19 protein-coding genes and 2 tRNA genes are annotated in these 22,665 nt (G+C 51.0%); 11 read left to right on the top strand and 10 right to left on the bottom strand.

Annotated features, from left to right (window positions below):
* Positions 1-23: 23 nt before the first annotated feature.
* On the top strand, positions 24-4,640 hold the full coding sequence (locus QUE74_RS11200) for an ATP-dependent helicase (RefSeq protein WP_001354697.1): 4,617 nt from the start codon (positions 24-26) through the stop codon (positions 4,638-4,640).
* Between the two features lie 50 nt (positions 4,641-4,690).
* Here the strand turns inward: QUE74_RS11200 and grxD are convergent, their stop codons facing one another.
* Positions 4,691-5,038: a monothiol glutaredoxin 4 gene (gene grxD, locus QUE74_RS11205; RefSeq protein ID WP_000108172.1), complete on the bottom strand. Its 348-nt coding sequence runs from the start codon at positions 5,036-5,038 to the stop codon at positions 4,691-4,693.
* A gap of 334 nt (positions 5,039-5,372) precedes the next feature.
* Here grxD and mepH point away from each other — a divergent pair, with 334 nt between their 5' ends.
* On the top strand, positions 5,373-6,200 hold the full coding sequence (mepH, locus tag QUE74_RS11210) for a peptidoglycan DD-endopeptidase MepH (RefSeq protein WP_000101165.1): 828 nt from the start codon (positions 5,373-5,375) through the stop codon (positions 6,198-6,200).
* A 127-nt stretch (positions 6,201-6,327) separates the two neighbouring features.
* Complete coding sequence (sodB, locus tag QUE74_RS11215; protein WP_000007283.1) at positions 6,328-6,909, top strand: superoxide dismutase [Fe]; 582 nt, start codon at positions 6,328-6,330, stop codon at positions 6,907-6,909.
* Positions 6,910-7,054: 145 nt separating this feature from the next.
* Here sodB and QUE74_RS11220 read toward each other — a convergent pair whose 3' ends face one another.
* Together QUE74_RS11220 and cydH are read right to left on the bottom strand one after the other, a co-directional pair.
* The gene (locus QUE74_RS11220; protein WP_000701039.1) at positions 7,055-8,224 is read right to left on the bottom strand and encodes an MFS transporter; all 1,170 of its coding nucleotides are present in this window, start codon (positions 8,222-8,224) and stop codon (positions 7,055-7,057) included.
* A gap of 165 nt (positions 8,225-8,389) precedes the next feature.
* On the bottom strand, positions 8,390-8,479 hold the full coding sequence (gene cydH / locus QUE74_RS11225; RefSeq protein WP_000102278.1) for a cytochrome bd-I accessory subunit CydH: 90 nt from the start codon (positions 8,477-8,479) through the stop codon (positions 8,390-8,392).
* Between the two features lie 298 nt (positions 8,480-8,777).
* Between cydH and purR the strand changes: the two genes are divergently transcribed.
* Positions 8,778-9,803, top strand: a complete 1,026-nt coding sequence (gene purR, locus QUE74_RS11230; RefSeq protein WP_000190982.1) for an HTH-type transcriptional repressor PurR — start codon at positions 8,778-8,780, stop codon at positions 9,801-9,803.
* Here the strand turns inward: purR and punR are convergent.
* A complete protein-coding gene (gene punR, locus QUE74_RS11235) occupies positions 9,800-10,732 on the bottom strand; it encodes a DNA-binding transcriptional activator PunR (protein WP_000269493.1) in 933 nt (310 codons plus the stop codon). The genes purR and punR overlap by 4 nt on opposite strands.
* A gap of 112 nt (positions 10,733-10,844) precedes the next feature.
* Here punR and punC point away from each other — a divergent pair, with 112 nt between their 5' ends.
* Together punC and cfa are read left to right on the top strand one after the other, a co-directional pair.
* Positions 10,845-12,056 (top strand): purine nucleoside transporter PunC, encoded by a 1,212-nt coding sequence (punC, locus tag QUE74_RS11240; RefSeq protein ID WP_001182379.1) that lies wholly within the window; start codon positions 10,845-10,847, stop codon positions 12,054-12,056.
* Between the two features lie 290 nt (positions 12,057-12,346).
* Positions 12,347-13,495: a cyclopropane fatty acyl phospholipid synthase gene (cfa, locus tag QUE74_RS11245; protein ID WP_000098911.1), complete on the top strand. Its 1,149-nt coding sequence runs from the start codon at positions 12,347-12,349 to the stop codon at positions 13,493-13,495.
* Positions 13,496-13,534: 39 nt separating this feature from the next.
* Here the strand turns inward: cfa and QUE74_RS11250 are convergent, their stop codons facing one another.
* Positions 13,535-14,176: a riboflavin synthase gene (locus QUE74_RS11250; RefSeq protein ID WP_000493934.1), complete on the bottom strand. Its 642-nt coding sequence runs from the start codon at positions 14,174-14,176 to the stop codon at positions 13,535-13,537.
* A gap of 214 nt (positions 14,177-14,390) precedes the next feature.
* Here QUE74_RS11250 and mdtK point away from each other — a divergent pair, with 214 nt between their 5' ends.
* Positions 14,391-15,764, top strand: coding sequence for a multidrug efflux MATE transporter MdtK (mdtK, locus tag QUE74_RS11255; RefSeq protein WP_001174940.1), 1,374 nt, complete (start codon positions 14,391-14,393; stop codon positions 15,762-15,764).
* A 40-nt stretch (positions 15,765-15,804) separates the two neighbouring features.
* On the opposite strand, the gene QUE74_RS11260 is transcribed toward mdtK, so the two are convergent.
* Complete coding sequence (locus QUE74_RS11260; RefSeq protein ID WP_000534246.1) at positions 15,805-17,061, bottom strand: AIDA repeat-containing protein; 1,257 nt, start codon at positions 17,059-17,061, stop codon at positions 15,805-15,807.
* A gap of 306 nt (positions 17,062-17,367) precedes the next feature.
* On the opposite strand from QUE74_RS11260, the gene QUE74_RS11265 reads away from it, so the two are divergent.
* From QUE74_RS11265 to QUE74_RS11280, 4 genes are all read left to right on the top strand, one after another.
* Positions 17,368-17,444: transfer RNA gene (locus QUE74_RS11265), tRNA-Val, on the top strand.
* A 4-nt stretch (positions 17,445-17,448) separates the two neighbouring features.
* Positions 17,449-17,525: transfer RNA gene (locus QUE74_RS11270), tRNA-Val, on the top strand.
* Between the two features lie 107 nt (positions 17,526-17,632).
* Positions 17,633-17,938: a monooxygenase gene (locus tag QUE74_RS11275; RefSeq protein ID WP_000212657.1), complete on the top strand. Its 306-nt coding sequence runs from the start codon at positions 17,633-17,635 to the stop codon at positions 17,936-17,938.
* Between the two features lie 125 nt (positions 17,939-18,063).
* Complete coding sequence (locus QUE74_RS11280; RefSeq protein WP_000716891.1) at positions 18,064-19,674, top strand: FAD-NAD(P)-binding protein; 1,611 nt, start codon at positions 18,064-18,066, stop codon at positions 19,672-19,674.
* A 5-nt stretch (positions 19,675-19,679) separates the two neighbouring features.
* Here the strand turns inward: QUE74_RS11280 and ydhT are convergent, their stop codons facing one another.
* The 4 genes from ydhT to QUE74_RS11300 form a co-directional block, all read right to left on the bottom strand.
* Positions 19,680-20,492 carry a protein YdhT gene (ydhT, locus tag QUE74_RS11285; protein WP_000587545.1) on the bottom strand — a complete coding sequence of 271 codons (813 nt, stop codon included), beginning with the start codon at positions 20,490-20,492 and terminating at the stop codon, positions 19,680-19,682.
* Between the two features lie 3 nt (positions 20,493-20,495).
* Positions 20,496-21,281: a thiosulfate reductase cytochrome B subunit gene (gene phsC, locus QUE74_RS11290; protein WP_001070006.1), complete on the bottom strand. Its 786-nt coding sequence runs from the start codon at positions 21,279-21,281 to the stop codon at positions 20,496-20,498.
* Positions 21,278-21,946 carry a 4Fe-4S dicluster domain-containing protein gene (locus tag QUE74_RS11295; RefSeq protein WP_050486602.1) on the bottom strand — a complete coding sequence of 223 codons (669 nt, stop codon included), beginning with the start codon at positions 21,944-21,946 and terminating at the stop codon, positions 21,278-21,280. Before QUE74_RS11295 ends, phsC begins: the two co-directional genes overlap by 4 nt.
* 63 nt (positions 21,947-22,009) lie before the next feature.
* Entirely contained in the window at positions 22,010-22,660 is a 651-nt protein-coding gene (locus QUE74_RS11300) for a YdhW family putative oxidoreductase system protein (protein ID WP_001354699.1), read from the bottom strand.
* Positions 22,661-22,665: the final 5 nt, after the last annotated feature.

Consider the following 22,665-nt stretch of genomic DNA (forward strand, 5'->3'; position numbering starts at 1 on the left):
GATATTCACGGGGAATAGCGTTAATGGCAGATAATCTAAACCCTTCATCGCCCCTGCCGGACGTGTTTTCACCGGCGACCCGCGACTGGTTTCTTCGCGCCTTTAAACAGCCGACCGCTGTCCAGTCGCAAACCTGGCATGTGGCGGCGCGAGGCGAACATGCGCTGGTGATTGCACCGACTGGCTCCGGGAAAACGCTGGCAGCATTTCTCTACGCCCTCGATCAGCTCTTCCGCGAAGGCGGCGAAGATACCCGCGAGGCGCATAAGCGTAAAACCTCACGCATTCTCTATATTTCACCGATCAAAGCTCTGGGCACCGACGTTCAGCGCAACTTGCAGATCCCGTTACAGGGTATTGCCGATGAACGGCGGCGGCGCGGCGAAACGGAAGTCAATCTTCGCGTGGGGATCCGTACTGGCGATACGCCTGCACAGGAACGCAGCAAACTCACCCGTAATCCGCCGGATATTCTGATCACCACACCCGAATCACTCTATCTGATGCTGACCTCCCGCGCGCGCGAAACGCTACGCGGCGTCGAAACGGTAATTATTGATGAAGTCCACGCGGTAGCGGGCAGTAAACGTGGTGCGCATCTGGCGTTAAGTCTGGAGCGGCTCGATGCGCTGCTCCACACCTCAGCACAGCGAATTGGCCTTTCTGCCACTGTACGCTCAGCCAGCGATGTGGCAGCATTTCTTGGTGGCGATCGCCCGGTTACGGTAGTCAACCCGCCCGCAATGCGCCATCCGCAGATACGGATTGTCGTACCGGTCGCCAATATGGATGATGTCTCATCGGTCGCCAGCGGCACCGGCGAAGACAGCCATGCCGGCCGAGAAGGCTCCATCTGGCCATATATTGAAACGGGTATCCTTGATGAAGTTTTGCGCCATCGCTCGACCATTGTCTTTACTAATTCACGCGGGCTGGCGGAAAAACTGACGGCACGATTGAATGAGCTTTACGCCGCACGCTTACAGCGTTCCCCGTCTATCGCCGTTGATGCGGCCCATTTCGAGTCGACCTCCGGCGCAACCTCTAACCGTGTACAAAGTAGCGACATTTTTATTGCCCGCTCACACCACGGCTCCGTGTCTAAAGAACAACGAGCCATCACCGAACAGGCGCTGAAATCGGGTGAATTACGCTGCGTGGTCGCAACCTCCAGTCTCGAACTGGGGATTGATATGGGCGCGGTGGATCTGGTAATTCAGGTGGCAACGCCGCTTTCTGTTGCCAGTGGGTTACAACGCATTGGACGTGCCGGACACCAGGTAGGTGGTATCTCCAAAGGGCTTTTTTTCCCCCGAACCAGGCGTGACTTAGTCGATTCCGCAGTCATTGTTGAGTGTATGTTCGCAGGCAGGCTGGAAAACCTGACACCACCGCATAATCCACTCGACGTCCTTGCGCAGCAGACCGTTGCCACCGCGGCGATGGATGCATTACAGGCAGACGAATGGTACTCCCGCGTACGCCGTGCCGCACCGTGGAAAGATCTGCCAAGACGTGTTTTTGACGCCACGCTGGATATGCTTTCCGGGCGCTATCCCTCTGGCGATTTTTCTGCTTTTCGACCAAAACTGGTCTGGAACAGGGAGACCGGGATATTGACCGCCCGACCTGGCGCTCAGCTGTTGGCGGTTACCAGCGGTGGCACCATTCCGGATCGTGGCATGTATAGCGTGTTATTACCCGAAGGTGAAGAACAGGCCGGTTCGCGGCGGGTGGGTGAACTGGATGAGGAGATGGTATATGAGTCGCGGGTGAACGACATTATCACTCTCGGCGCTACCTCATGGCGGATCCAGCAAATCACCCGCGATCAGGTGATTGTGACTCCTGCTCCAGGTCGTTCTGCCCGCCTTCCCTTCTGGCGTGGTGAAGGTAACGGACGTCCGGCAGAATTAGGCGAGATGATCGGCGATTTTCTCCATTTACTGGCGGATGGCGCGTTCTTTTCCGGGACTATTCCCCCGTGGTTGGCAGAAGAAAATACGATCGCCAATATTCAGGGGTTGATTGACGAGCAGCGCAACGCGACGGGCATCGTTCCGGGTAGTCGTCATCTGGTCCTCGAACGGTGCCGTGATGAAATTGGCGACTGGCGTATTATTTTGCACTCTCCCTATGGAAGACGGGTGCATGAACCCTGGGCGCTGGCGATTGCCGGGCGAATACATGCACTATGGGGCGCTGACGCGTCTGTGGTTGCCAGTGATGACGGCATTGTTGCGCGCATTCCTGACACCGATGGTAAATTGCCCGATGCCGCGATTTTTTTGTTTGAACCAGAAAAGTTGCTGCAAATTGTCCGCGAGGCGGTAGGCAGCTCGGCACTTTTCGCCGCCCGTTTTCGCGAATGCGCCGCGCGGGCATTATTAATGCCGGGCCGCACGCCGGGCCATCGCACCCCGCTTTGGCAACAACGGCTACGCGCCAGTCAGTTGCTGGAAATCGCTCAGGGATATCCGGATTTTCCGGTCATTCTCGAAACCCTACGCGAATGTCTGCAAGATGTTTATGATCTTCCCGCGCTGGAACGTTTGATGCGTCGCCTGAACGGTGGCGAAATTCAAATATCCGATGTAACGACCCCTACGCCTTCGCCTTTCGCCGCCAGTTTATTGTTCGGCTATGTCGCGGAATTTATGTACCAGAGCGACGCCCCGCTGGCAGAGCGCCGGGCATCCGTACTGTCGCTGGACAGCGAGTTACTGCGCAATCTACTCGGACAGGTCGATCCGGGGGAATTACTCGACCCGCAGGTCATTCGCCAGGTGGAAGAAGAGTTGCAACGACTGGCTTCTGGTAGAAGAGCGAAAGGTGAAGAAGGATTGTTCGACCTGCTGCGCGAACTGGGGCCAATGACCGTTGAAGACCTGGCGCAACGGCATACAGGCAGCAGTGAAAAGATTGCGTCGTATCTGGAAAATCTTCTTGCAGTAAAACGAATCTTCCCGACGATGATTAGCGGGCAGGAGCGTCTTGCCTGTATGGATGATGCCGCCAGGCTGCGCGATGCCCTCGGCGTACGACTACCAGAGTCACTGCCAGAGATTTATTTGCACCGAGTCAGTTACCCGCTTCGCGACCTCTTTCTGCGCTATCTCCGGGCTCATGCTCTGGTCACGTCTGAACAACTGGCTCATGAGTTTAGTCTCGGTATTGCCATTGTCGAAGAGCAACTTCAGCAACTGCGCGAACAGGGGCTGGTGATGAATCTGCAACAAGGCATCTGGGTGAGCGATGAAGTATTTCGTCGTCTGCGTTTGCGCTCGCTGCAAGCCGCCAGAGAAGCGACACGTCCCGTTGCGGCCACGACCTATGCGCGATTGCTGCTGGAACGTCAGGGCGTATTACCCGCCACCGATGGTAGCCCGGCACTCTTTGCCTCAACATCGCCAGGCGTTTATGAGGGTGTGGATGGCGTCGTGCGGGTGATCGAACAGCTTGCCGGAGTCGGTTTACCCGCCTCACTCTGGGAAAGCCAGATCCTGCCTGCCCGCGTACGCGACTATTCGCCAGAAATGCTCGATGAATTACTGGCAACCGGTGCGGTTATCTGGTCGGGGCAAAAAAAACTGGGTGAAGATGACGGTCTGGTGGCACTGCATCTACAGGAATATGCCGCAGAATCGTTCACTCCCGCCGAAGCGAATCAGGCGAATCGTTCGGCGCTGCAGCAAGCGATAGTCACGGTTCTGGCTGACGGAGGAGCCTGGTTTGCACAACAAATCAGCCAACGGATACGCGATAAAATCGACGAATCGGTTGCTCCCTCAGCCCTGCAAGAGGCGTTATGGGCGCTGGTCTGGCAAGGCGTCATCACCAGCGACATTTGGGCACCGTTACGCGCCCTCACCCGCAGCAGTACCAACACACGCACCTCAACTCGTCGCAGCCACCGGGCTCGTCGTGGACGTCCTGTCTATGCGCAACCCGTCTCGCCGCTGCTATCTTACAACACACCAAATCTGGCTGGACGCTGGTCGTTATTGCAGGTGGAGCCACTAAACGATACCGAAAGGATGCTGGCGCTGGCGGAAAATATGCTCGACCGCTACGGCATCATCAGTCGTCAGGCGGTGATAGCCGAAAATATCCCTGGCGGGTTTCCATCGATGCAAACGCTTTGTCGAAGTATGGAAGACTCCGGGCGAATTATGCGAGGTCGTTTTGTAGAAAGTCTGGGTGGCGCGCAATTCGCTGAACGTCTGACTATTGACCGATTGCGCGATCTGGCGACACAAGCCACGCAAACGCGCCACTATACACCAGTGGCGCTCTCTGCCAACGATCCGGCTAATGCATGGGGAAATCTTCTGCCCTGGCCTGCACATCCGGCAACGCTGATACCAACGCGTCGGGCGGGTGCGCTGGTGGTCGTTTCTGGCGGCAAATTGTTACTCTATCTGGCGCAAGGTGGCAAAAAAATGCTGGTCTGGCAGGAAAAAGAGGAATTACTCGCCCCAGAGATTTTCCACGCGCTGACTACCGCACTGCGTCGCGAACCACGGCTGCGCTTTACGCTAACAGAAGTGAATGACCTACCGGTCCGGCAAACGCCGATGTTTACGCTGCTGCGTGAGGCGGGATTTTCAAGTTCGCCACAAGGACTGGATTGGGGATAGAGAAAGGACTGACGGATGCCCGTTCGCATCCGTCAGTATTGCAGGACGGATTATTCAGCGTCCGGCTCTTCAGACTTGTATTTAGCGGCAGTTTCTTTGATCAGCTGCTGCAGTTCGCCACGCTGATACATTTCGATCACGATATCACAACCGCCGACCAGCTCGCCGTCAACCCACAGTTGCGGGAAGGTCGGCCAGTTAGCATATTTCGGCAGTTCCGCACGAATGTCCGGATTCTGCAGGATATCAACATAGGCAAAACGTTCGCCACATGCGGCAAGCGCCTGGACTGCCTGGGCAGAGAAACCGCAGCTCGGCAGTTTCGGTGAACCTTTCATGTACAGCAGGATCGGGTTTTCAGCAATCTGGCGTTGGATTTTTTCGATAGTGGTGCTCATTGTCTTGCTTCCTCAAACTTCTTTACGGCAGTAATCTGACATTGTAGCGGGTCAGTGCGGCATCGGAAAATAACATTTTCATCACGCTTTTGCTATTTTATCCCTTTGTTCTATTTGTTGCATTTCAAATATTCGTTTCTTCCCTTATGCACGGCAAACTGGCGTATTTATAACCATTTTTAGCTTCCACTGCTGCATTTTTTTGCGCTCGCCGACGAAACGTATTTTTTAACAATAAAAGCTATTAACTTTCTCTTCTTCTATGCATTAGAATTATCAAGTTTTGTAAATCAGACGCAGGCATGATAGACCTGCCTTAACAGAGGGACGCTCAGTGGCGCGGATAAACCGTATTTCGATCACGCTCTGTGCTTTACTTTTTACCACCCTGCCTTTAATGCCTATGGCCCATGCTTCAAAGCAAGCCAGGGAGAGTTCTGCTACCACTCATATCACCAAAAAAGCAGATAAAAAGAAAAGCACGGCAACCACCAAAAAGACCCAGAAAGCCAGCCAGAAAACAGCGAAAAAAGCCGCCAGTAAAAGTACGACCAAAAGCAAAACCGCTTCCTCCGTTAAAAAATCTTCCATTACCGCTTCTAAAAACGCCAAAACTCGCAGCAAACACGTCGTCAATAAAACGGCCTCAGCCAGCTTTACCGAAAAGTGTACCAAACGTAAGGGCTATAAATCGCATTGTGTGAAAGTCAAAAATGCCGCGTCAGGAACCCTTGCCGACGCACACAAAGCGAAGGTGCAAAAAGCCACAAAAGTGGCAATGAATAAACTGATGCAGCAAATTGGTAAGCCATATCGTTGGGGTGGCAGCTCACCGCGTACCGGTTTTGATTGCAGCGGTCTGGTTTATTACGCTTATAAAGATTTGGTAAAAATTCGTATTCCGCGTACGGCGAATGAAATGTATCACCTGCGTGATGCAGCACCTATCGAACGTAGTGAACTGAAAAACGGCGACCTGGTCTTCTTCCGTACTCAGGGACGCGGTACAGCCGATCATGTCGGCGTGTATGTCGGCAACGGCAAATTTATTCAGTCACCGCGTACGGGTCAGGAAATTCAAATCACTTCTCTCAGTGAAGACTACTGGCAGCGCCACTATGTTGGCGCTCGCCGGGTAATGACCCCAAAAACACTTCGCTAAAACTTTACCCTGTTGTTACGGCAACAGGGTAAGTTCATCTTTTGTCTCACCTTTTAATTTGCTACCCTATCCATACGCACAATAAGGCTATTGTACGTATGCAAATTAATAATAAAGGAGAGTAGCAATGTCATTCGAATTACCTGCACTACCATATGCTAAAGATGCTCTGGCACCGCACATTTCTGCGGAAACCATCGAGTATCACTACGGCAAGCATCATCAGACTTATGTCACTAACCTGAACAACCTGATTAAAGGTACCGCGTTTGAAGGTAAATCACTGGAAGAGATTATTCGCAGCTCTGAAGGTGGCGTATTCAACAACGCAGCTCAGGTCTGGAACCATACTTTCTACTGGAACTGCCTGGCACCGAACGCGGGTGGCGAACCGACTGGAAAAGTCGCTGAAGCTATCGCCGCATCTTTTGGCAGCTTTGCCGATTTCAAAGCACAGTTTACTGATGCAGCAATCAAAAACTTTGGTTCTGGCTGGACCTGGCTGGTGAAAAACAGCGATGGCAAACTGGCTATCGTTTCAACCTCTAACGCGGGTACTCCGCTGACCACCGATGCGACTCCACTGCTGACCGTTGATGTCTGGGAACACGCTTATTACATCGACTATCGCAATGCACGTCCTGGCTATCTGGAGCACTTCTGGGCGCTGGTGAACTGGGAATTCGTAGCAAAAAATCTCGCTGCATAATAACTGATGGCAAATGCAACATTGCCTGATGCGCTTCGCTTACCATGCCAACTCGGATGAAGCGTTAACACCGCATCCGGCAAGATAAATCGCACGTTGCCAGCAACTGTAACGCAGAAGGTTATCCTTCTGCGTTTTTGTTTAATTAGCTGTTGGCAACGCAAACTGCCTCAGGTTGTTTTCTGGCTGACATAAACACCAGCAATAATGCCAGTCCCGCGACAATCGCCCCCATCACCGGCACAAAACTGTATCCCAGCCCAGCGGAAATTACCGCACCACCAGCAGCTGCTCCCAGCGCATTTCCTAGATTAAAGGCACCAATATTGACTGATGAAGACAGACCAGGCGCTTCACTGGCGACACGCATCACGCGCATCTGTAACGGCGGTACGACCGCAAAGGTTGCTGCTCCCCACACCACCATGCTAATAGCTGCGCCAAACTCATTGCGGGCCAGGAACGGGATTGCCAGCATAATCACCATCAGCAGCAACAAAAAGCCTTTCAACGTGCCGTTAACTGAACGATCTGCCAGTTTGCCGCCGAGATAGTTCCCAATAGAGAACCCGACACCAATCAGCACCAGCATTGCCGTGACGAACACCGGTGTTGCGTGGGTAATACTTTGCAGTACCGGAGAGATATAGGTGTAGAGGGTAAACATGGCGCCAGCTCCCAGCACCGTCGTCAGCAATGCAGACAGCACCTGCGGACGCATTAATACCGCCAGCTCTTTTTTCACTTCAGGTCGCGCCCCTGCGCCACCTTTAGGTAATGAGAAGAACAGACTTACCATTGAAATCACGCCCAGCCCCGCCGTTGCCAGAAATGACATCCGCCAGCCGATGGTTTCACCCAACCAGGTCGCCGCCGGCACGCCACCGATATTTGCCAGGGTTAACCCCATAAACATAGTGGCAACTGCGCTGGCCTGTTTATGTTTTGGCACCACGCTTGCGGCCACGACTGAACCCAAACCAAAAAATGCTCCGTGATTCAGGCTGGTCAAAATGCGTGAAAGCATCAGGGTCATATAATCCGGCGCGATGGCGGAAAGTACGTTGCCGAGCGTGAAAATCGCCATCAGGAAAATCAACGCACTGCGGCGGGCACGATGAGAAAGTAGAAGCGTCATCAGCGGCGCGCCCACCATTACGCCAACTGCATAGGCACTGATTAACATTCCGGCAGCGGGAATCGAGACATCCACACCGCGCGCAATGACGGGCAACAAGCCCATTGGCGAGAACTCCGTTGTCCCGATACCAAACGCGCCAATCGCCAGCGCCAGCAACGGATAGTTAATTTTCATGCCTTATCTCCACCTCTTCGCGTCATTACGCGATATTCATTAAAGTGGCGAAAGCATGACAGCAATCACAAAAAAATGAAAATAACAAAAAGAGAAAACACTTTTGCCATTTTGCTAACAAACAGGAAGGAGATGCGAGGGAGAACGCGCTCCCTCGAGAGGAAATCAGTGCAGCGCGGCAGTCAAACCCACGGCCACGATCAAACCGAGGACGATAATTGTTGTTACCAGTGAAAATTTAAGGTCGGTGCTCATCAAGTTTTCTCCTTTTTTATTACCACACAAAAAGTGATATTACGCATTTTTACACACTGTGATGAAAAAATCTCCCGTCATTTATAATGATAAGTGTTTTTACCACTTCCCCTTTTCGTCAAGATCGGCCAAAATTCCACGCTTACACTATTTGCGTACTGGCCATTGACCCCTTCCTGACGCTCCGTGTCGTTTTTCCGGCGTACCGCAACATTTTTGTTGTGCGTAAGGTGTGTAAAGGCAAACGTTTACCTTGCGATTTTGCAGGAGCTGAAGTTAGGGTCTGGAGTGAAATGGAATGGCAACAATAAAAGATGTAGCGAAACGAGCAAACGTTTCCACTACAACTGTGTCACACGTAATCAACAAAACACGTTTCGTCGCTGAAGAAACGCGCAACGCCGTGTGGGCAGCGATTAAAGAATTACACTACTCCCCTAGCGCGGTGGCGCGTAGCCTGAAGGTTAACCACACCAAGTCTATCGGTTTGCTGGCGACCAGCAGCGAAGCGGCCTATTTTGCCGAGATCATTGAAGCGGTTGAAAAAAATTGCTTCCAGAAAGGTTACACCCTGATTCTGGGTAATGCGTGGAACAATCTTGAGAAACAGCGGGCTTATCTGTCGATGATGGCGCAAAAACGCGTCGATGGTCTGCTGGTGATGTGTTCTGAGTACCCAGAGCCGCTGCTGGCGATGCTGGAAGAGTATCGCCATATCCCAATGGTGGTGATGGACTGGGGTGAAGCAAAGGCAGACTTTACCGATGCAGTCATTGATAACGCGTTTGAAGGCGGCTACATGGCCGGGCGTTATCTGATTGAACGTGGTCACCGTGAAATCGGCGTTATCCCCGGTCCTCTGGAACGTAACACTGGTGCAGGCCGCCTTGCCGGTTTTATGAAGGCAATGGAAGAAGCGATGATCAAAGTGCCGGAAAGCTGGATTGTACAGGGTGACTTTGAACCTGAATCCGGTTATCGCGCCATGCAGCAAATACTGTCGCAGCCGCATCGCCCTACTGCCGTCTTCTGTGGTGGCGATATCATGGCAATGGGCGCACTTTGTGCTGCTGATGAAATGGGTCTGCGCGTCCCGCAGGATGTTTCGCTGATCGGTTATGATAACGTGCGCAACGCCCGCTATTTTACGCCGGCGCTGACCACGATCCATCAGCCAAAAGATTCGCTGGGTGAAACAGCGTTCAACATGCTGTTGGATCGTATCGTCAACAAACGTGAAGAACCGCAGTCCATTGAAGTGCATCCGCGCTTGATTGAACGCCGCTCCGTGGCTGACGGCCCGTTCCGAGACTATCGTCGTTAATCACCCGTTGCGGGAGTCTCTTCCGGCTCCCGCAGCCACTCCTTATTCAGCGTCTCACTATCGCCGAGATACTCAAGCAACCAGGTTAACGCAGGCGACATATCATTTTGCTGCCATGTCAGACAACATGCCGAATCCGGAAAGGGGTTTTCCAGTTCTAATGCTACCCACTTCCCCTCATTAAGCCACGGTTTGGCGAAATGTGTTGGCACCATCCCTATGCATAATCCTGCCGAGATACAGGTTGCCGATGATTCCCAGTCAGGCACGACAAGTCTTTTTTGGTTATCCAGCAACCAGGTAATACGTTTAGGTAGCGTTCGCGAGGTGTCTTCGCGCACCAATGACGGCCAGTTGCGCAACGTATCATCGCTGAACGGGCCATCCATCAACGCCAGCGGGTGGTGGCTGGCAACAACGCAACTCCAGCTTAGCATCCCCATATCCCGGAAGGCATAACGACCGCCTACCGGAATCGCGCGTGTTGCGCCAATCGCCAGTTCCACGCGCCCGTCGGAAAGCGCATCCCAGACACCGTTAAACACTTCCTGAAAGACAAGAAGTTCGACATCATCAAAATGGCGATAAAAATCAACGATCATCTGCCGTGTACGTTCTGGTCTGACAATATTATCCACTGCGATAGCTAACTGACCGCGCCAGCCGTTCGCTATCTGCTGACATTGCTGCCGAGTGATCTGCATTTTTTTGACAACAGAGCGCCCTTCTTTGAGAAACCACGCCCCGGCAGCGGTCAGTTCCACATCACGGTGACGTCGTTCAAACAGCGGCACCGCCAGCCACTCTTCCAGCTGACGCACGGTATAGCTGACCGCAGAAGGAACGCGATGCAACTCCTGGGCTGCAGCGCTAAAACTACCATTACGCGCTACCGCATCAACAACTTCGAGTGAATATTCTGACCACATAGTCTGCCTGCAAAATTTTTGAAACCAGTCATCAAATATTACCGTTTCACAACACTAATTTCACTCCCTACACTTTGCGGCGGTGTTTAATTGAGAGATTTAGAGAATATACATGCAACCTGGGAAAAGATTTTTAGTCTGGCTGGCAGGTTTGAGCGTACTCGGTTTTCTGGCAACCGATATGTATCTGCCTGCTTTCGCCGCCATACAGGCCGACCTGCAAACGCCTGCGTCTGCTGTCAGTGCCAGCCTTAGTCTGTTCCTTGCCGGATTTGCCGCAGCCCAGCTTCTGTGGGGGCCGCTCTCCGACCGTTATGGTCGTAAACCGGTGTTATTAATCGGCCTGACAATTTTTGCGTTAGGTAGTATGGGGATGCTGTGGGTTGAAAACGCCGCCACGCTGCTGGTATTGCGTTTTGTACAGGCTATAGGTGTCTGCGCCGCGGCGGTTATCTGGCAAGCGTTAGTGACGGATTATTATCCTTCACAGAAAGTTAACCGTATTTTTGCGACCATCATGCCGCTAGTGGGTCTATCTCCGGCACTGGCTCCTCTTTTAGGAAGTTGGCTTCTGGTCCATTTTTCCTGGCAGGCGATTTTCGCCACACTGTTTGCCATTACCGTGGTACTGATTTTGCCTATTTTCTGGCTTAAACCCACGACGAAGGCCCGTAACAATAGTCAGGATGGTCTGACCTTTACCGATCTGCTACGTTCTAAAACCTATCGCGGCAACGTGCTGATTTACGCGGCCTGTTCAGCCAGTTTTTTTGCATGGCTGACCGGTTCACCGTTCATCCTTAGCGAAATGGGTTACAGCCCGGCAGTGATTGGTTTAAGCTATGTCCCGCAAACTATCGCGTTTCTGATTGGTGGCTATGGCTGTCGCGCCGCACTACAAAAATGGCAAGGCAAGCAGTTATTACCGTGGTTGCTGGTGCTGTTTGCTGTCAGCGTCATTGCGACCTGGGCTGCGGGCTTCATTAGCCATGTGTCGCTGGCCGAAATCCTGATCCCATTCTGTGTGATGGCGATTGCCAACGGCGCGATCTACCCGATTGTTGTCGCCCAGGCACTGCGTCCTTTCCCACATGCAACTGGTCGCGCCGCAGCGTTGCAGAACACTCTACAACTGGGTCTGTGCTTCCTCGCAAGTCTGGTAGTGTCCTGGCTTATCAGTATCAGTACGCCATTGCTCACCACCACCAGCGTGATGTTATCAACAGTAGTGCTGGTCGCTCTCGGTTACATGATGCAACGCAGTGAAGAAGTGGATTGCCAGAGCCATGGCAATGCCGAAGTGGCGCATAGCGAATCACACTGATCTATATCGATATGCTTATACTTAGGCTGCTAACAAAATTTTGTTGTATGATTGAAATTAGCGGCCTATACTAATTTCGAGTTGTTAAGACTACGATAAATATTATGTTTTTATGGGGACAGGAACGTTCCCTACTCACTATGGATGGTCATTTCGGCAAGGGTTCCTCCTTTCCCTCTGTTCTACGTCGGATTATAGACTCGCAGTTTTTTCTGCGAGATTTCTCACAAAGCCCAAAAAGCGTCTACGCTGTTTTAAGGTTCTGATCACCGACCAGTGATGGAGAAACTATGAGTTCATCGTGTATAGAAGAAGTCAGCGTACCGGATGACAACTGGTACCGTATCGCCAACGAATTACTTAGCCGTGCCGGTATAGCCATTAACGGTTCTGCCCCGGCGGATATTCGTGTGAAAAATCCCGATTTTTTTAAACGCGTTCTGCAGGAAGGATCGTTGGGGTTAGGCGAAAGTTATATGGATGGCTGGTGGGAATGTGACCGACTGGATATGTTTTTTAGCAAAGTCTTACGCGCAGGTCTCGAGAACCAACTCCCCCATCATTTCAAAGACACGCTGCGTATTGCCAGCGCTCGTCTCTTCAATCTGCAGAGTAAAAAACGTGCCTGGATAGTCGGCAAAGAGCATTACGATTTGGGTAATGACTTATTCAGTCGCATGCTTGATCCGTTCATGCAATATTCCTGCGCTTACTGGAAAGATGCCGATAATCTGGAATCTGCCCAGCAGGCGAAGCTCAAAATGATTTGTGAAAAATTGCAGTTAAAACCAGGGATGCGCGTACTGGATATTGGCTGTGGTTGGGGCGGACTGGCGCATTACATGGCGTCTAACTATGACGTAAGCGTGGTGGGCGTCACCATTTCTGCTGAACAGCAAAAAATGGCTCAGGAACGCTGTGAAGGCCTGGATGTCACCATTTTGCTGCAAGATTATCGTGACCTGAACGACCAGTTTGATCGTATTGTTTCTGTGGGGATGTTCGAGCACGTCGGACCGAAAAATTACGATACCTATTTTGCGGTGGTGGATCGTAATTTGAAACCGGAAGGTATATTCCTGCTCCATACTATCGGTTCGAAAAAAACCGATCTGAATGTTGATCCCTGGATTAATAAATATATTTTCCCGAACGGTTGCCTGCCCTCTGTACGCCAGATTGCTCAGTCCAGCGAACCCCACTTTGTGATGGAAGACTGGCATAACTTCGGTGCTGATTACGATACTACGTTGATGGCGTGGTATGAACGTTTCCTCGCTGCATGGCCAGAAATTGCGGATAACTACAGTGAACGCTTTAAACGGATGTTTACCTATTATCTGAATGCCTGTGCAGGTGCTTTCCGCGCCCGTGATATTCAGCTCTGGCAGGTGGTGTTCTCTCGCGGAGTCGAAAACGGCCTTCGAGTCGCTCGCTAGAGGCTATTCTATCGCCCCCGCTCCGGGGGCGATTTCAGATCAGGCTTCTGTACCTGGTTGATTCATGGCATTTTCTCGTGCCGCCAGCACACGTTCTACCGTATCTACCACTGCCTGAGTTTGTGGATCGATTTCAATGTTGACGCGTGCGCCGAGTTTTTTCTTCCCAAGGGTAGTGCGTTCCAGTGTTTCCGGAATTAAATGGACGCAAAAACGCGTTGGCGTGACTTCGCCGACGGTCAGGCTAATACCGTCGATGCCAATAAATCCTTTGTACAGGATATATTTCATCAACTGACTATCCTGGACTTTAAACCAGATCTGACGATTATTTTCCGAGGTTAATATTTTCGCCACTTCAGCGGTGGTCATAATATGACCTGACATTAAGTGTCCGCCAATTTCATCGCTGAATTTCGCCGCACGCTCAACGTTTACCCAATCCCCCACATTTAAATCGCCAAGATTAGTAATGCGTAACGTTTCTTTCATCAGGTCAAAACTGACATGGTTGCCGTTAATTTCCGTTACGGTCAGGCAGCAACCGTTATGCGCCACGGACGCACCGGTTTCCAGCCCGTCCAGCATGTAGTCAGGTAACTCAACCACATGTGTGCGAAAATTTGGTTTCTCGTCAATCGACACCAGTTTTGCGATGCCCTGTACAATCCCCGTAAACATACTCACAACTCCTGAAATCAGTTAAGACATTCTGTTCAGCACAATAGCAGGTGGAAAACGCCCTTACCAGTGAAGGGGTAAGAATGGCTATTTTTTCACTGGAGAATTAATAAATCCTCGCTACAATAGACTGAATTTCCCCTGCTTCTTCTTTTTGCTGCCCATTCAGGCGGCTTTTTAGTCTCTCATATAATTACAAATAAAAGGTGTTCACGTGCAGAAGTATATCAGTGAAGCGCGTCTGTTATTAGCATTAGCAATCCCGGTGATTCTCGCGCAAATCGCCCAAACTGCGATGGGTTTTGTCGATACCGTGATGGCGGGCGGCTATAGTGCCACCGACATGGCGGCGGTCGCTATCGGTACTTCTATCTGGCTTCCGGCGATCCTCTTTGGTCACGGGCTGCTGCTGGCATTAACGCCGGTTATCGCGCAATTAAATGGTTCCGGTCGACGTGAGCGCATTGCGCATCAGGTGCGACAAGGGTTCTGGCTGGCAGGTTTTGTTTCCGTTCTTATTATGCTGGTGCTGTGGAATGCGGGTTACATTATCCGATCTATGGAAAATATCGACCCGGCTCTGGCGGACAAAGCCGTGGGTTATTTGCGCGCATTGCTGTGGGGCGCACCGGGCTATCTGTTCTTCCAGGTTGCCCGTAACCAGTGTGAAGGTCTGGCAAAAACCAAGCCGGGTATGGTGATGGGCTTTATCGGCCTGCTGGTGAACATTCCGGTGAACTATATCTTTATTTATGGTCATTTCGGTATGCCTGAGCTCGGTGGCGTTGGTTGTGGCGTGGCTACTGCGGCGGTGTATTGGGTCATGTTCCTTGCCATGGTTTCTTACATTAAACGCGCCCGCTCGATGCGCGATATTCGTAACGAAAAAGGCACCGCGAAGCCCGATCCTGCGGTTATGAAACGACTGATTCAACTCGGTTTGCCGATTGCACTGGCACTGTTCTTTGAAGTAACGCTGTTTGCCGTCGTGGCTCTGTTAGTGTCTCCGCTCGGTATTGTTGATGTCGCAGGACATCAGATTGCCCTGAACTTTAGTTCACTGATGTTCGTACTTCCCATGTCGCTGGCGGCAGCGGTAACCATCCGCGTAGGTTATCGTCTGGGTCAGGGCTCAACGCTGGATGCGCAAACCGCTGCGCGGACCGGGCTTATGGTGGGTGTCTGTATGGCAACCCTGACGGCCATATTCACGGTTTCACTGCGGGAGCAAATCGCCCTGTTGTACAACGACAATCCCGAGGTTGTAACGCTGGCTGCGCATTTGATGTTGCTGGCGGCGGTATATCAGATTTCTGACTCAATCCAGGTCATTGGCAGTGGGATTTTGCGTGGATATAAAGATACGCGTTCCATTTTCTATATCACCTTTACGGCTTACTGGGTGCTGGGCTTGCCAAGCGGCTATATTCTGGCACTGACCGATCTGGTTGTTGAGCCTATGGGGCCAGCAGGCTTCTGGATAGGGTTTATTATCGGCCTGACATCGGCAGCTATTATGATGATGCTGCGAATGCGTTTCCTGCAACGTCTGCCGTCAGCCATCATTCTGCAACGAGCGTCCCGCTAATAAAGACAAGGCGCAACCTTCACGGGTTGCGCCTGTGTTTTTACGCAGGCTGGAGCGTTGCGCCAATCCCGTCTTCGTCTGGCTGTAGTTTCAGTGCGTTACACAGAGTTTGCCGACTGGCATCGGTTATCTCAACGTGTATATCACCGTTAACTTCCCCTTTCACATTGATGAAGTCAGGTGAAATTTCTTTCGCACTGGTTTGCAGGCAAATCGCTCCCTCTCCGCGCAGGTGTTTCACTTTCAGTTGCACATGCGTTGCCGCATCAGTGATCAGCCACAGTTTTCCACCATTCAGATTGATGTTACCAATATTGAAAGTGACACTGTCACCTTTTACCGTGCTGCCATCGAAAATCAACACACCGCCCTGCTGTACAGTAATCGATGATTGTTGCAGATCTGCGCCATAGCCAATAATCATTGAAGCGCCGTCCAGTAATGCAACACTCCCGGTCAGTTCAACCGGTGCGCGATCTTCCTCTACGACAAAATTTTCGTCCGCGCTGGTGGGTGACAACAAGATCACTGTCCCACCTTGTATTACCGCGTTTTCCAGCGCACCAGCATGCACTTCAGCCCGACCACCCACATTAACGGACAGGTTTTGCGTCTTACCGGAACTATAGAGCTGAAGGCCATCCGTCCCCAGACGATAAATGGCTCCATTCTCAACAATAGTGTTAGAGTCTTCACCACCGAGATTATTCATGGTGCCACCAGCAAGCAATGTATCACTGGCTTTCCCCGCCAGCATAAAAACGCCGCCCTGATTAATCTCACAATTGCTGGCTTCCCCACCTGGATACACCAACAATTCACCACCTTCATCTACCACGACCGCTGAGGTTGTCCCATTGACCAACAGGCCGCCCTCTTGATCGAGAATGATTTTTTCCGCGCGATGGCCTTCCAGTACACGCAGGTTACCGCCATTTTCCAGCAACAAACCGCAGGCATAACCTTGATCAACGCTAAATTTACCTTCTGGATGGCGGCCATTAACCGTAGCGAGCGTAGAGAGACTAATTGCGCCTCCCTCTGACTGAACAATATCTGTGGCAATGGCACCGTCACTGACCGATAGCGTGCCATTGTTGCCGTACTGTGTGCATTTGGCGATCCCACCGGTTGCCACTTTCAACCAACCGGCCCCCGTGACCACGGTATTTTCGGCTCTTGCGCCAGCTTCAACAATTAACTCACCTTCAGTAAGTTGCGTCGCGCCAATGACCTCGCCGGTCTTAACAATTTGCACGTTCCCGTCGCTCATCAAGTTTTTCGCATCAGATCCCATGATTTATTCCTTTGCTGCATCTGTGTGCCTTTATTGCTACCTAAGTGTAAAGGCTACGGAGGATTTATCCACGACAGATTTTGAGATGGTGGCAAACAACTCTGTTTAAACTCTGATAAAGATTATTGGGTTGTGTCAGATGTAAATGCGATCCTGAATAAAAATCGCCCTTGCAAATCAACAAAATATAGCCAATTTGCTTAAAAGCTCTGCAAACGGTCGAAATACCGCAGAAAAATACGTTTTGCCTCTTGCCACCTTCCCACTCTGCCGCTAATATTCGTCCCCGTTGTCACCTACAACGTTGCGTTCATAGCTCAGTTGGTTAGAGCACCACCTTGACATGGTGGGGGTCGTTGGTTCGAGTCCAATTGAACGCACCATCCTGCGTCCGTAGCTCAGTTGGTTAGAGCACCACCTTGACATGGTGGGGGTCGGTGGTTCGAGTCCACTCGGACGCACCAGATTTTCTTAATCTGGTCTTCTCCTTTTTCCCTCTGTTTCTTCTCTGTATCCAATACGTTAAAAGATTTACACTGTCTTCGTATGCGTTATCAGAAGGAGAATCGCTATGGCAACTTTGTTACAACTTCATTTTGCTTTTAATGGCCCATTTGGCGACGCAATGGCTGAGCAGCTTAAACCGCTTGCTGAGTCAATTAATCAGGAACCTGGTTTTCTGTGGAAGGTATGGACAGAAAGTGAAAAGAACCACGAAGCCGGTGGGATCTACCTTTTCACTGATGAAAAAAGCGCCCTTGCCTATCTGGAAAAACATACTGCCCGACTGAAAAATCTCGGCGTTGAGGAAGTTGTCGCCAAAGTTTTCGATGTCAATGAGCCACTGAGTCAAATCAATCAGGCAAAACTCGCCTGACAGATTTTAACCAAGGGCGGTTAGCGCCCTTTTCATCCCTGTCTGAAATTTCTCAAATTCTAAAAATTTCAACCAAACTTATCTGATAACACTAAATTCGAAAGAATGCGTACAGGTAAGTAACAATGAAAAAAATTGCTATTGTGGGTGCCGGGCCTACGGGGATCTACACCTTATTCTCGCTTCTACAGCAACAAACTCCACTTTCTATTTCTATCTTCGAGCAGGCTGACGAAGCCGGTGTCGGGATGCCATACAGTGATGAGGAAAACTCAAAACTGATGCTGGCAAATATTGCCAGTATTGAAATACCGCCGATTTATTGTACGTATCTCGAATGGCTACAAAAGCAAGAAGCCAGCCATCTCCAGCGTTATGGCGTTAAAAAAGAAACCTTGCACGATCGCCAGTTTTTACCGCGAATTCTGCTGGGCGAATATTTCCGCGATCAATTTTTACGATTAGTAGACCAGGCACGACAGCAAAAATTTGCAGTGGCTGTTTATGAATCATGCCAGGTTACCGATCTGCAAATTATAAATGCTGGCGTCATGCTCGCTACAAATCAGGATTTACCCAGCGAGACGTTTGATTTAGCGGTGATCGCGACGGGTCACGTCTGGCCTGATGAAGAAGAAGCAACCAGAACGTATTTTCCCAGCCCGTGGTCAGGCCTGATGGAAGCAAAGGTCGATGCGTGTAACGTGGGTATTATGGGAACATCCTTGAGCGGACTGGATGCGGCAATGGCAGTGGCTATTCAGCATGGTTCGTTCATTGAAGATGATAAACAACACGTCGTTTTTCACCGCGATAACGCAAGTGAAAAGCTAAATATTACGTTGATGTCGCGCACGGGTATTTTACCCGAAGCCGATTTCTATTGCCCTATTCCCTACGAGCCCTTACACATCGTCACTGAACAGGCATTAAATGCGGAGATTCAAAAAGGCGAAGAGGGCCTTTTGGATCGAGTATTCGAATTAATAGTAGAGGAAATCAAATTTGCTGATCCAGACTGGAGCCAACGCATAGCCTTAGAGAGCCTGAATGTCGATTCCTTTGCTCAAGCCTGGTTTGCCGAGCGCAAACAACGCGACCCATTCGACTGGGCAGAAAAAAATCTCCAGGAAGTCGAACGCAATAAACGAGAAAAACATACTGTTCCCTGGCGTTATGTCATTCTGCGCCTGCATGAAGCCGTACAGGAAATTGTTCCTCATCTGAATGAACACGACCATAAACGGTTCAGTAAAGGCCTTGCCCGGGTTTTCATCGATAATTATGCGGCAATCCCTTCAGAGTCTATTCGTCGACTACTGGCCTTACGTGAAGCGGGAATCATTCATATTCTCGCCCTCGGTGAAGACTACGAAATGGAAATTAATGAGTCGCGCACCGTCCTGAAAACGGAAGACGATAGCTACTCGTTTGACGTTTTTATTGATGCCCGCGGGCAGCGTCCGCTTAAAGTGAAAGATATTCCTTTCCCTGGACTACGCGAACAATTACAGAAAACAGGGGATGAAATCCCTGATGTTGGCGAAGATTATACGCTACAGCAACCCGAAGAAATTCGTGGGCGCGTAGCGTTCGGCGCGTTGCCCTGGTTGATGCACGACCGGCCATTCGTACAGGGACTTACGGCATGTGCAGAAATTGGTGAGGCGATGGCTCAGGCGGTCGTAAAGCCTGCATCCCGTGCTCGTCGGCGTCTTTCGTTTGATCAAATGTAAAGCTATCAGCACTCAACAAACTGATGCTGTTCATTAAGGCGATAGCGGACTCCGGCTCGAATATTGTTTTCACCTTCAATGGCGACGGCGAAGCGAACTCTTTCGCCGTCATGATATGCCAGTGCGGCGCTTCCCCCTGGCCCGAGAATAATTGAGTCGACCACGCCCGTGCTCACTATTGTTGAATCTTCACCGCTGGCAATGATGTGTACATTGTCGCCGCTGTTGGCAATTCTGGCGTTTGCGCCAAAGCTGGCGATTTGCACCAGGTCACCATTACTGGCGACATGACACCGTTCACCCAATGTGCAAACGCGTACTCGCATTCCGGTATTCGCAATCCGACTACTATCTCCAGCGCTGCTTATCCGCGAAGAATTACCGGTTACAGCAACCCGTGCGCGTTCACCGGAGCTGCCAATGTGACTGTTAAAGCCGACACTTCCAATCCGCACGCTATAACCCATACTGGCAATTTGCGCGGCATACCCAGCAGTTGCGATTCTGGCATTATCCTCACAACAGCCGATGCGAGCATGATCGTCGCTGCGGGCAAACTGACTGCAAAATGGTCTATCTCCGGGATCTATGGCCAGTTTTTGCATAGAAGAAACTTCCTGATGCGCGAAGTTTTCATCCGCCAGCCATTTTTTCCACGCATACTCAACCAGACTCTCCGCCCAGTCCGTATATCCTTCCTCAATAAGTGCATGATGAATATCGGCATAACTACCGCCGCGTGGGAAATGGCGCAGGAACCAGCGATACATCACCGCTCCGATACGCCATTCTCGCAGGTCTGCTCGTGTAATGATCATTCGTTAGTGCCGGTGATAGCCATCGACCATGCTTTTAAAGGTTTCGTGTGGCGTACGCCCCGTGGTGCAAAGATAAAGATGACCGAAGATAAAAAAGAGGCTTATAAATGCCAGAGCAAAATGCGCCTGCAATAACCAGTATCTTACGCCAGGAAACACATCTCCCACGGCTTGCGGATAGAGACACAGCAGCCCCGTCAATAGTAACAACGGCAGCAATCCATACATGACACCAATATAGGCAACCTGCTGTAAGGGATTAAATTTAGACTGGGTTGTTGCCGGGAAAGGATGTTCTTCCCCCTGCATAATGCCAAACAAATAGAATCGCGTTTGTTTTGCCGCTCGCTCCAGCCACCCCTGACGACGAATGCGATAGTGGTGACCATTACCCCCAACGGCATTGATCAGAACAAAGCCGAGCCAGCATGCCAGTAACAAAAATCCGCAAACTTCATGCACCGCAACCAGACTTTTAACCGCAGTTGCGCCCACCAGCGCAAAGTGATTTATCAGCCCACTTGCCAGCAACAATACAAAGAGTAACGCATTCGACCAGTGCCATAATCTGACCGCTTTGCTGTAAAGATAAACCTTCTCACCATGGTCGGTGGCTGATTTCTTCACGCCACGAGCACGAAGCAAGGCATGCAGCCCCAGCACAAACCACATCCCTACCAGCAATAGTCCAGCAATGATCAACCACACCGGCCAAAATTGGGGAGTGAACTGTGGCACATAGTTCGCCAACTGGCTCTGAAACTGTTCAGCATGTTGCGACGGGTTCATACATTTTCCTTTTTAATCAAATGTTGACCGAATCGGCGATACAGATGCGGTTTCCCGGCACCAGGTAGCTGATATTGATAGTATTTATTTTCCTGCAACCACGCCTGAATTTCTGGGCTATCTTCGCGACCAAAGATCAATGCGTGTTCCGGACAGGCGCTGACGCAAATGGGCGGAAAGCCTTTTGCCAGTCGGGACTCAGCGCAGAAATCACATTTATCTGCAACTTTAGTGACAGGGTTAAGGTAGCGAACCTGGTACGGGCAAGCGCCAATGCAATAACTGCAGCCGATGCACTGCGATTTTTCTACCCGCACGATCCCCTGCATATCACGCCATGACGCTCCTGTTGGGCAAACGTCGATGCAAGGAGCATCTTCACAGTGCTGGCATGACTGGCGAAAAAAGTGATACTGCGTTTCGTTGTCGTTATCGGTGACCGGTATGTGTGCTATCGATAAACGGCTTCCCTGAGCGGGGACATGATTGGTTTTACGGCATGCGCGGGCGCAAATATTACAGCCATTGCACCGTGACTCGTCATGAATCATGGCATACCGAACTTCCTTTTCTTGCCTCGTGTTCGCTAACAGAGAAGACGCTGAACCAGTAAAAAAGATTACTGTTCCCATCCCCAGAACAAATTTGCGTCGAGTGAAGGACATCTGATTATCCCCTAATGCAGTGGCTACAACTGTCCACCCTATCCATGACATCTCCCTGAAATTTCAGGGGTTCTGAAACTGCTCTACCTCGAACCATTCGCATAAGCCATAAGCTTTGCCATAGGTCATAAATCGCTCGCTAAACAAGTACAACACCGCCGTCGATGACTCCACCTGCCGTATATCGGCATATTCAGGTGCAACATCCATCGCGGCGATCGCGGCTTCAATCTGCGCTTCCTGGAAGTAATATGGCGCTTGCATCAGCATGGCGACTTTGTAAGGACGGGGATATGTCTGGCACTCAAAACGAACGGCGTGTGCAATAGCGCGACAAATGTCCTGCTCCACAACTTGCAAAGACATCGCCGCGTAGTTTTCACTCATGGCCTGCGTTGAGTAATAGTAATCATCCTGGCTTCCCGTCATACACGCGATATCCGCGTAGTCTCCGTTCTGCTTAATGTTTTCCAGCAAAACTGACAGTTCCTCTTCTGCAACCGAATAGGGTGGCGAGAGAAACACGGCGTGCGCCACCAACTGCCCAGCCGCAGAATGCTGGCGAATGAACTCTGCCAGGATTTCAGCAGGTTCTGGTTCTGTGATGTCTTCACTTACCGTATCAACGGGGTGGCGCATCCCCTGCAACCATTGCCGCTTCGCCTCGTCAATTTCGCTGACTTCCGCTAACGGCAAGACATCCTGATGGTTCATCTCAC

It is taken from the genome of Escherichia sp. 10290 (assembly GCF_030295155.1).
Lineage (GTDB): Bacteria > Pseudomonadota > Gammaproteobacteria > Enterobacterales > Enterobacteriaceae > Escherichia > Escherichia coli_F.

What these genes read in the sequence shown, in the direction of transcription:
- QUE74_RS11280 (WP_000716891.1), top strand. Translation starts at nt 18,064, where the DNA reads ATGAAAAAAATTGCTATTGTGGGTGCCGGGCCTACGGGGATCTACACC.
- cydH (WP_000102278.1), bottom strand. Translation starts at nt 8,479, where the DNA reads ATGAGCACCGACCTTAAATTTTCACTGGTAACAACAATTATCGTCCTC.
- grxD (WP_000108172.1), bottom strand. Translation starts at nt 5,038, where the DNA reads ATGAGCACCACTATCGAAAAAATCCAACGCCAGATTGCTGAAAACCCG.
- QUE74_RS11250 (WP_000493934.1), bottom strand. Translation starts at nt 14,176, where the DNA reads ATGTTTACGGGGATTGTACAGGGCATCGCAAAACTGGTGTCGATTGAC.
- phsC (WP_001070006.1), bottom strand. Translation starts at nt 21,281, where the DNA reads ATGAACCCGTCGCAACATGCTGAACAGTTTCAGAGCCAGTTGGCGAAC.
- cfa (WP_000098911.1), top strand. Translation starts at nt 12,347, where the DNA reads ATGAGTTCATCGTGTATAGAAGAAGTCAGCGTACCGGATGACAACTGG.
- sodB (WP_000007283.1), top strand. Translation starts at nt 6,328, where the DNA reads ATGTCATTCGAATTACCTGCACTACCATATGCTAAAGATGCTCTGGCA.
- QUE74_RS11275 (WP_000212657.1), top strand. Translation starts at nt 17,633, where the DNA reads ATGGCAACTTTGTTACAACTTCATTTTGCTTTTAATGGCCCATTTGGC.
- QUE74_RS11295 (WP_050486602.1), bottom strand. Translation starts at nt 21,946, where the DNA reads ATGTCCTTCACTCGACGCAAATTTGTTCTGGGGATGGGAACAGTAATC.
- QUE74_RS11220 (WP_000701039.1), bottom strand. Translation starts at nt 8,224, where the DNA reads ATGAAAATTAACTATCCGTTGCTGGCGCTGGCGATTGGCGCGTTTGGT.
- QUE74_RS11200 (WP_001354697.1), top strand. Translation starts at nt 24, where the DNA reads ATGGCAGATAATCTAAACCCTTCATCGCCCCTGCCGGACGTGTTTTCA.
- QUE74_RS11300 (WP_001354699.1), bottom strand. Translation starts at nt 22,660, where the DNA reads ATGAACCATCAGGATGTCTTGCCGTTAGCGGAAGTCAGCGAAATTGAC.
- punC (WP_001182379.1), top strand. Translation starts at nt 10,845, where the DNA reads ATGCAACCTGGGAAAAGATTTTTAGTCTGGCTGGCAGGTTTGAGCGTA.
- punR (WP_000269493.1), bottom strand. Translation starts at nt 10,732, where the DNA reads ATGTGGTCAGAATATTCACTCGAAGTTGTTGATGCGGTAGCGCGTAAT.
- ydhT (WP_000587545.1), bottom strand. Translation starts at nt 20,492, where the DNA reads ATGATCATTACACGAGCAGACCTGCGAGAATGGCGTATCGGAGCGGTG.
- QUE74_RS11260 (WP_000534246.1), bottom strand. Translation starts at nt 17,061, where the DNA reads ATGGGATCTGATGCGAAAAACTTGATGAGCGACGGGAACGTGCAAATT.
- purR (WP_000190982.1), top strand. Translation starts at nt 8,778, where the DNA reads ATGGCAACAATAAAAGATGTAGCGAAACGAGCAAACGTTTCCACTACA.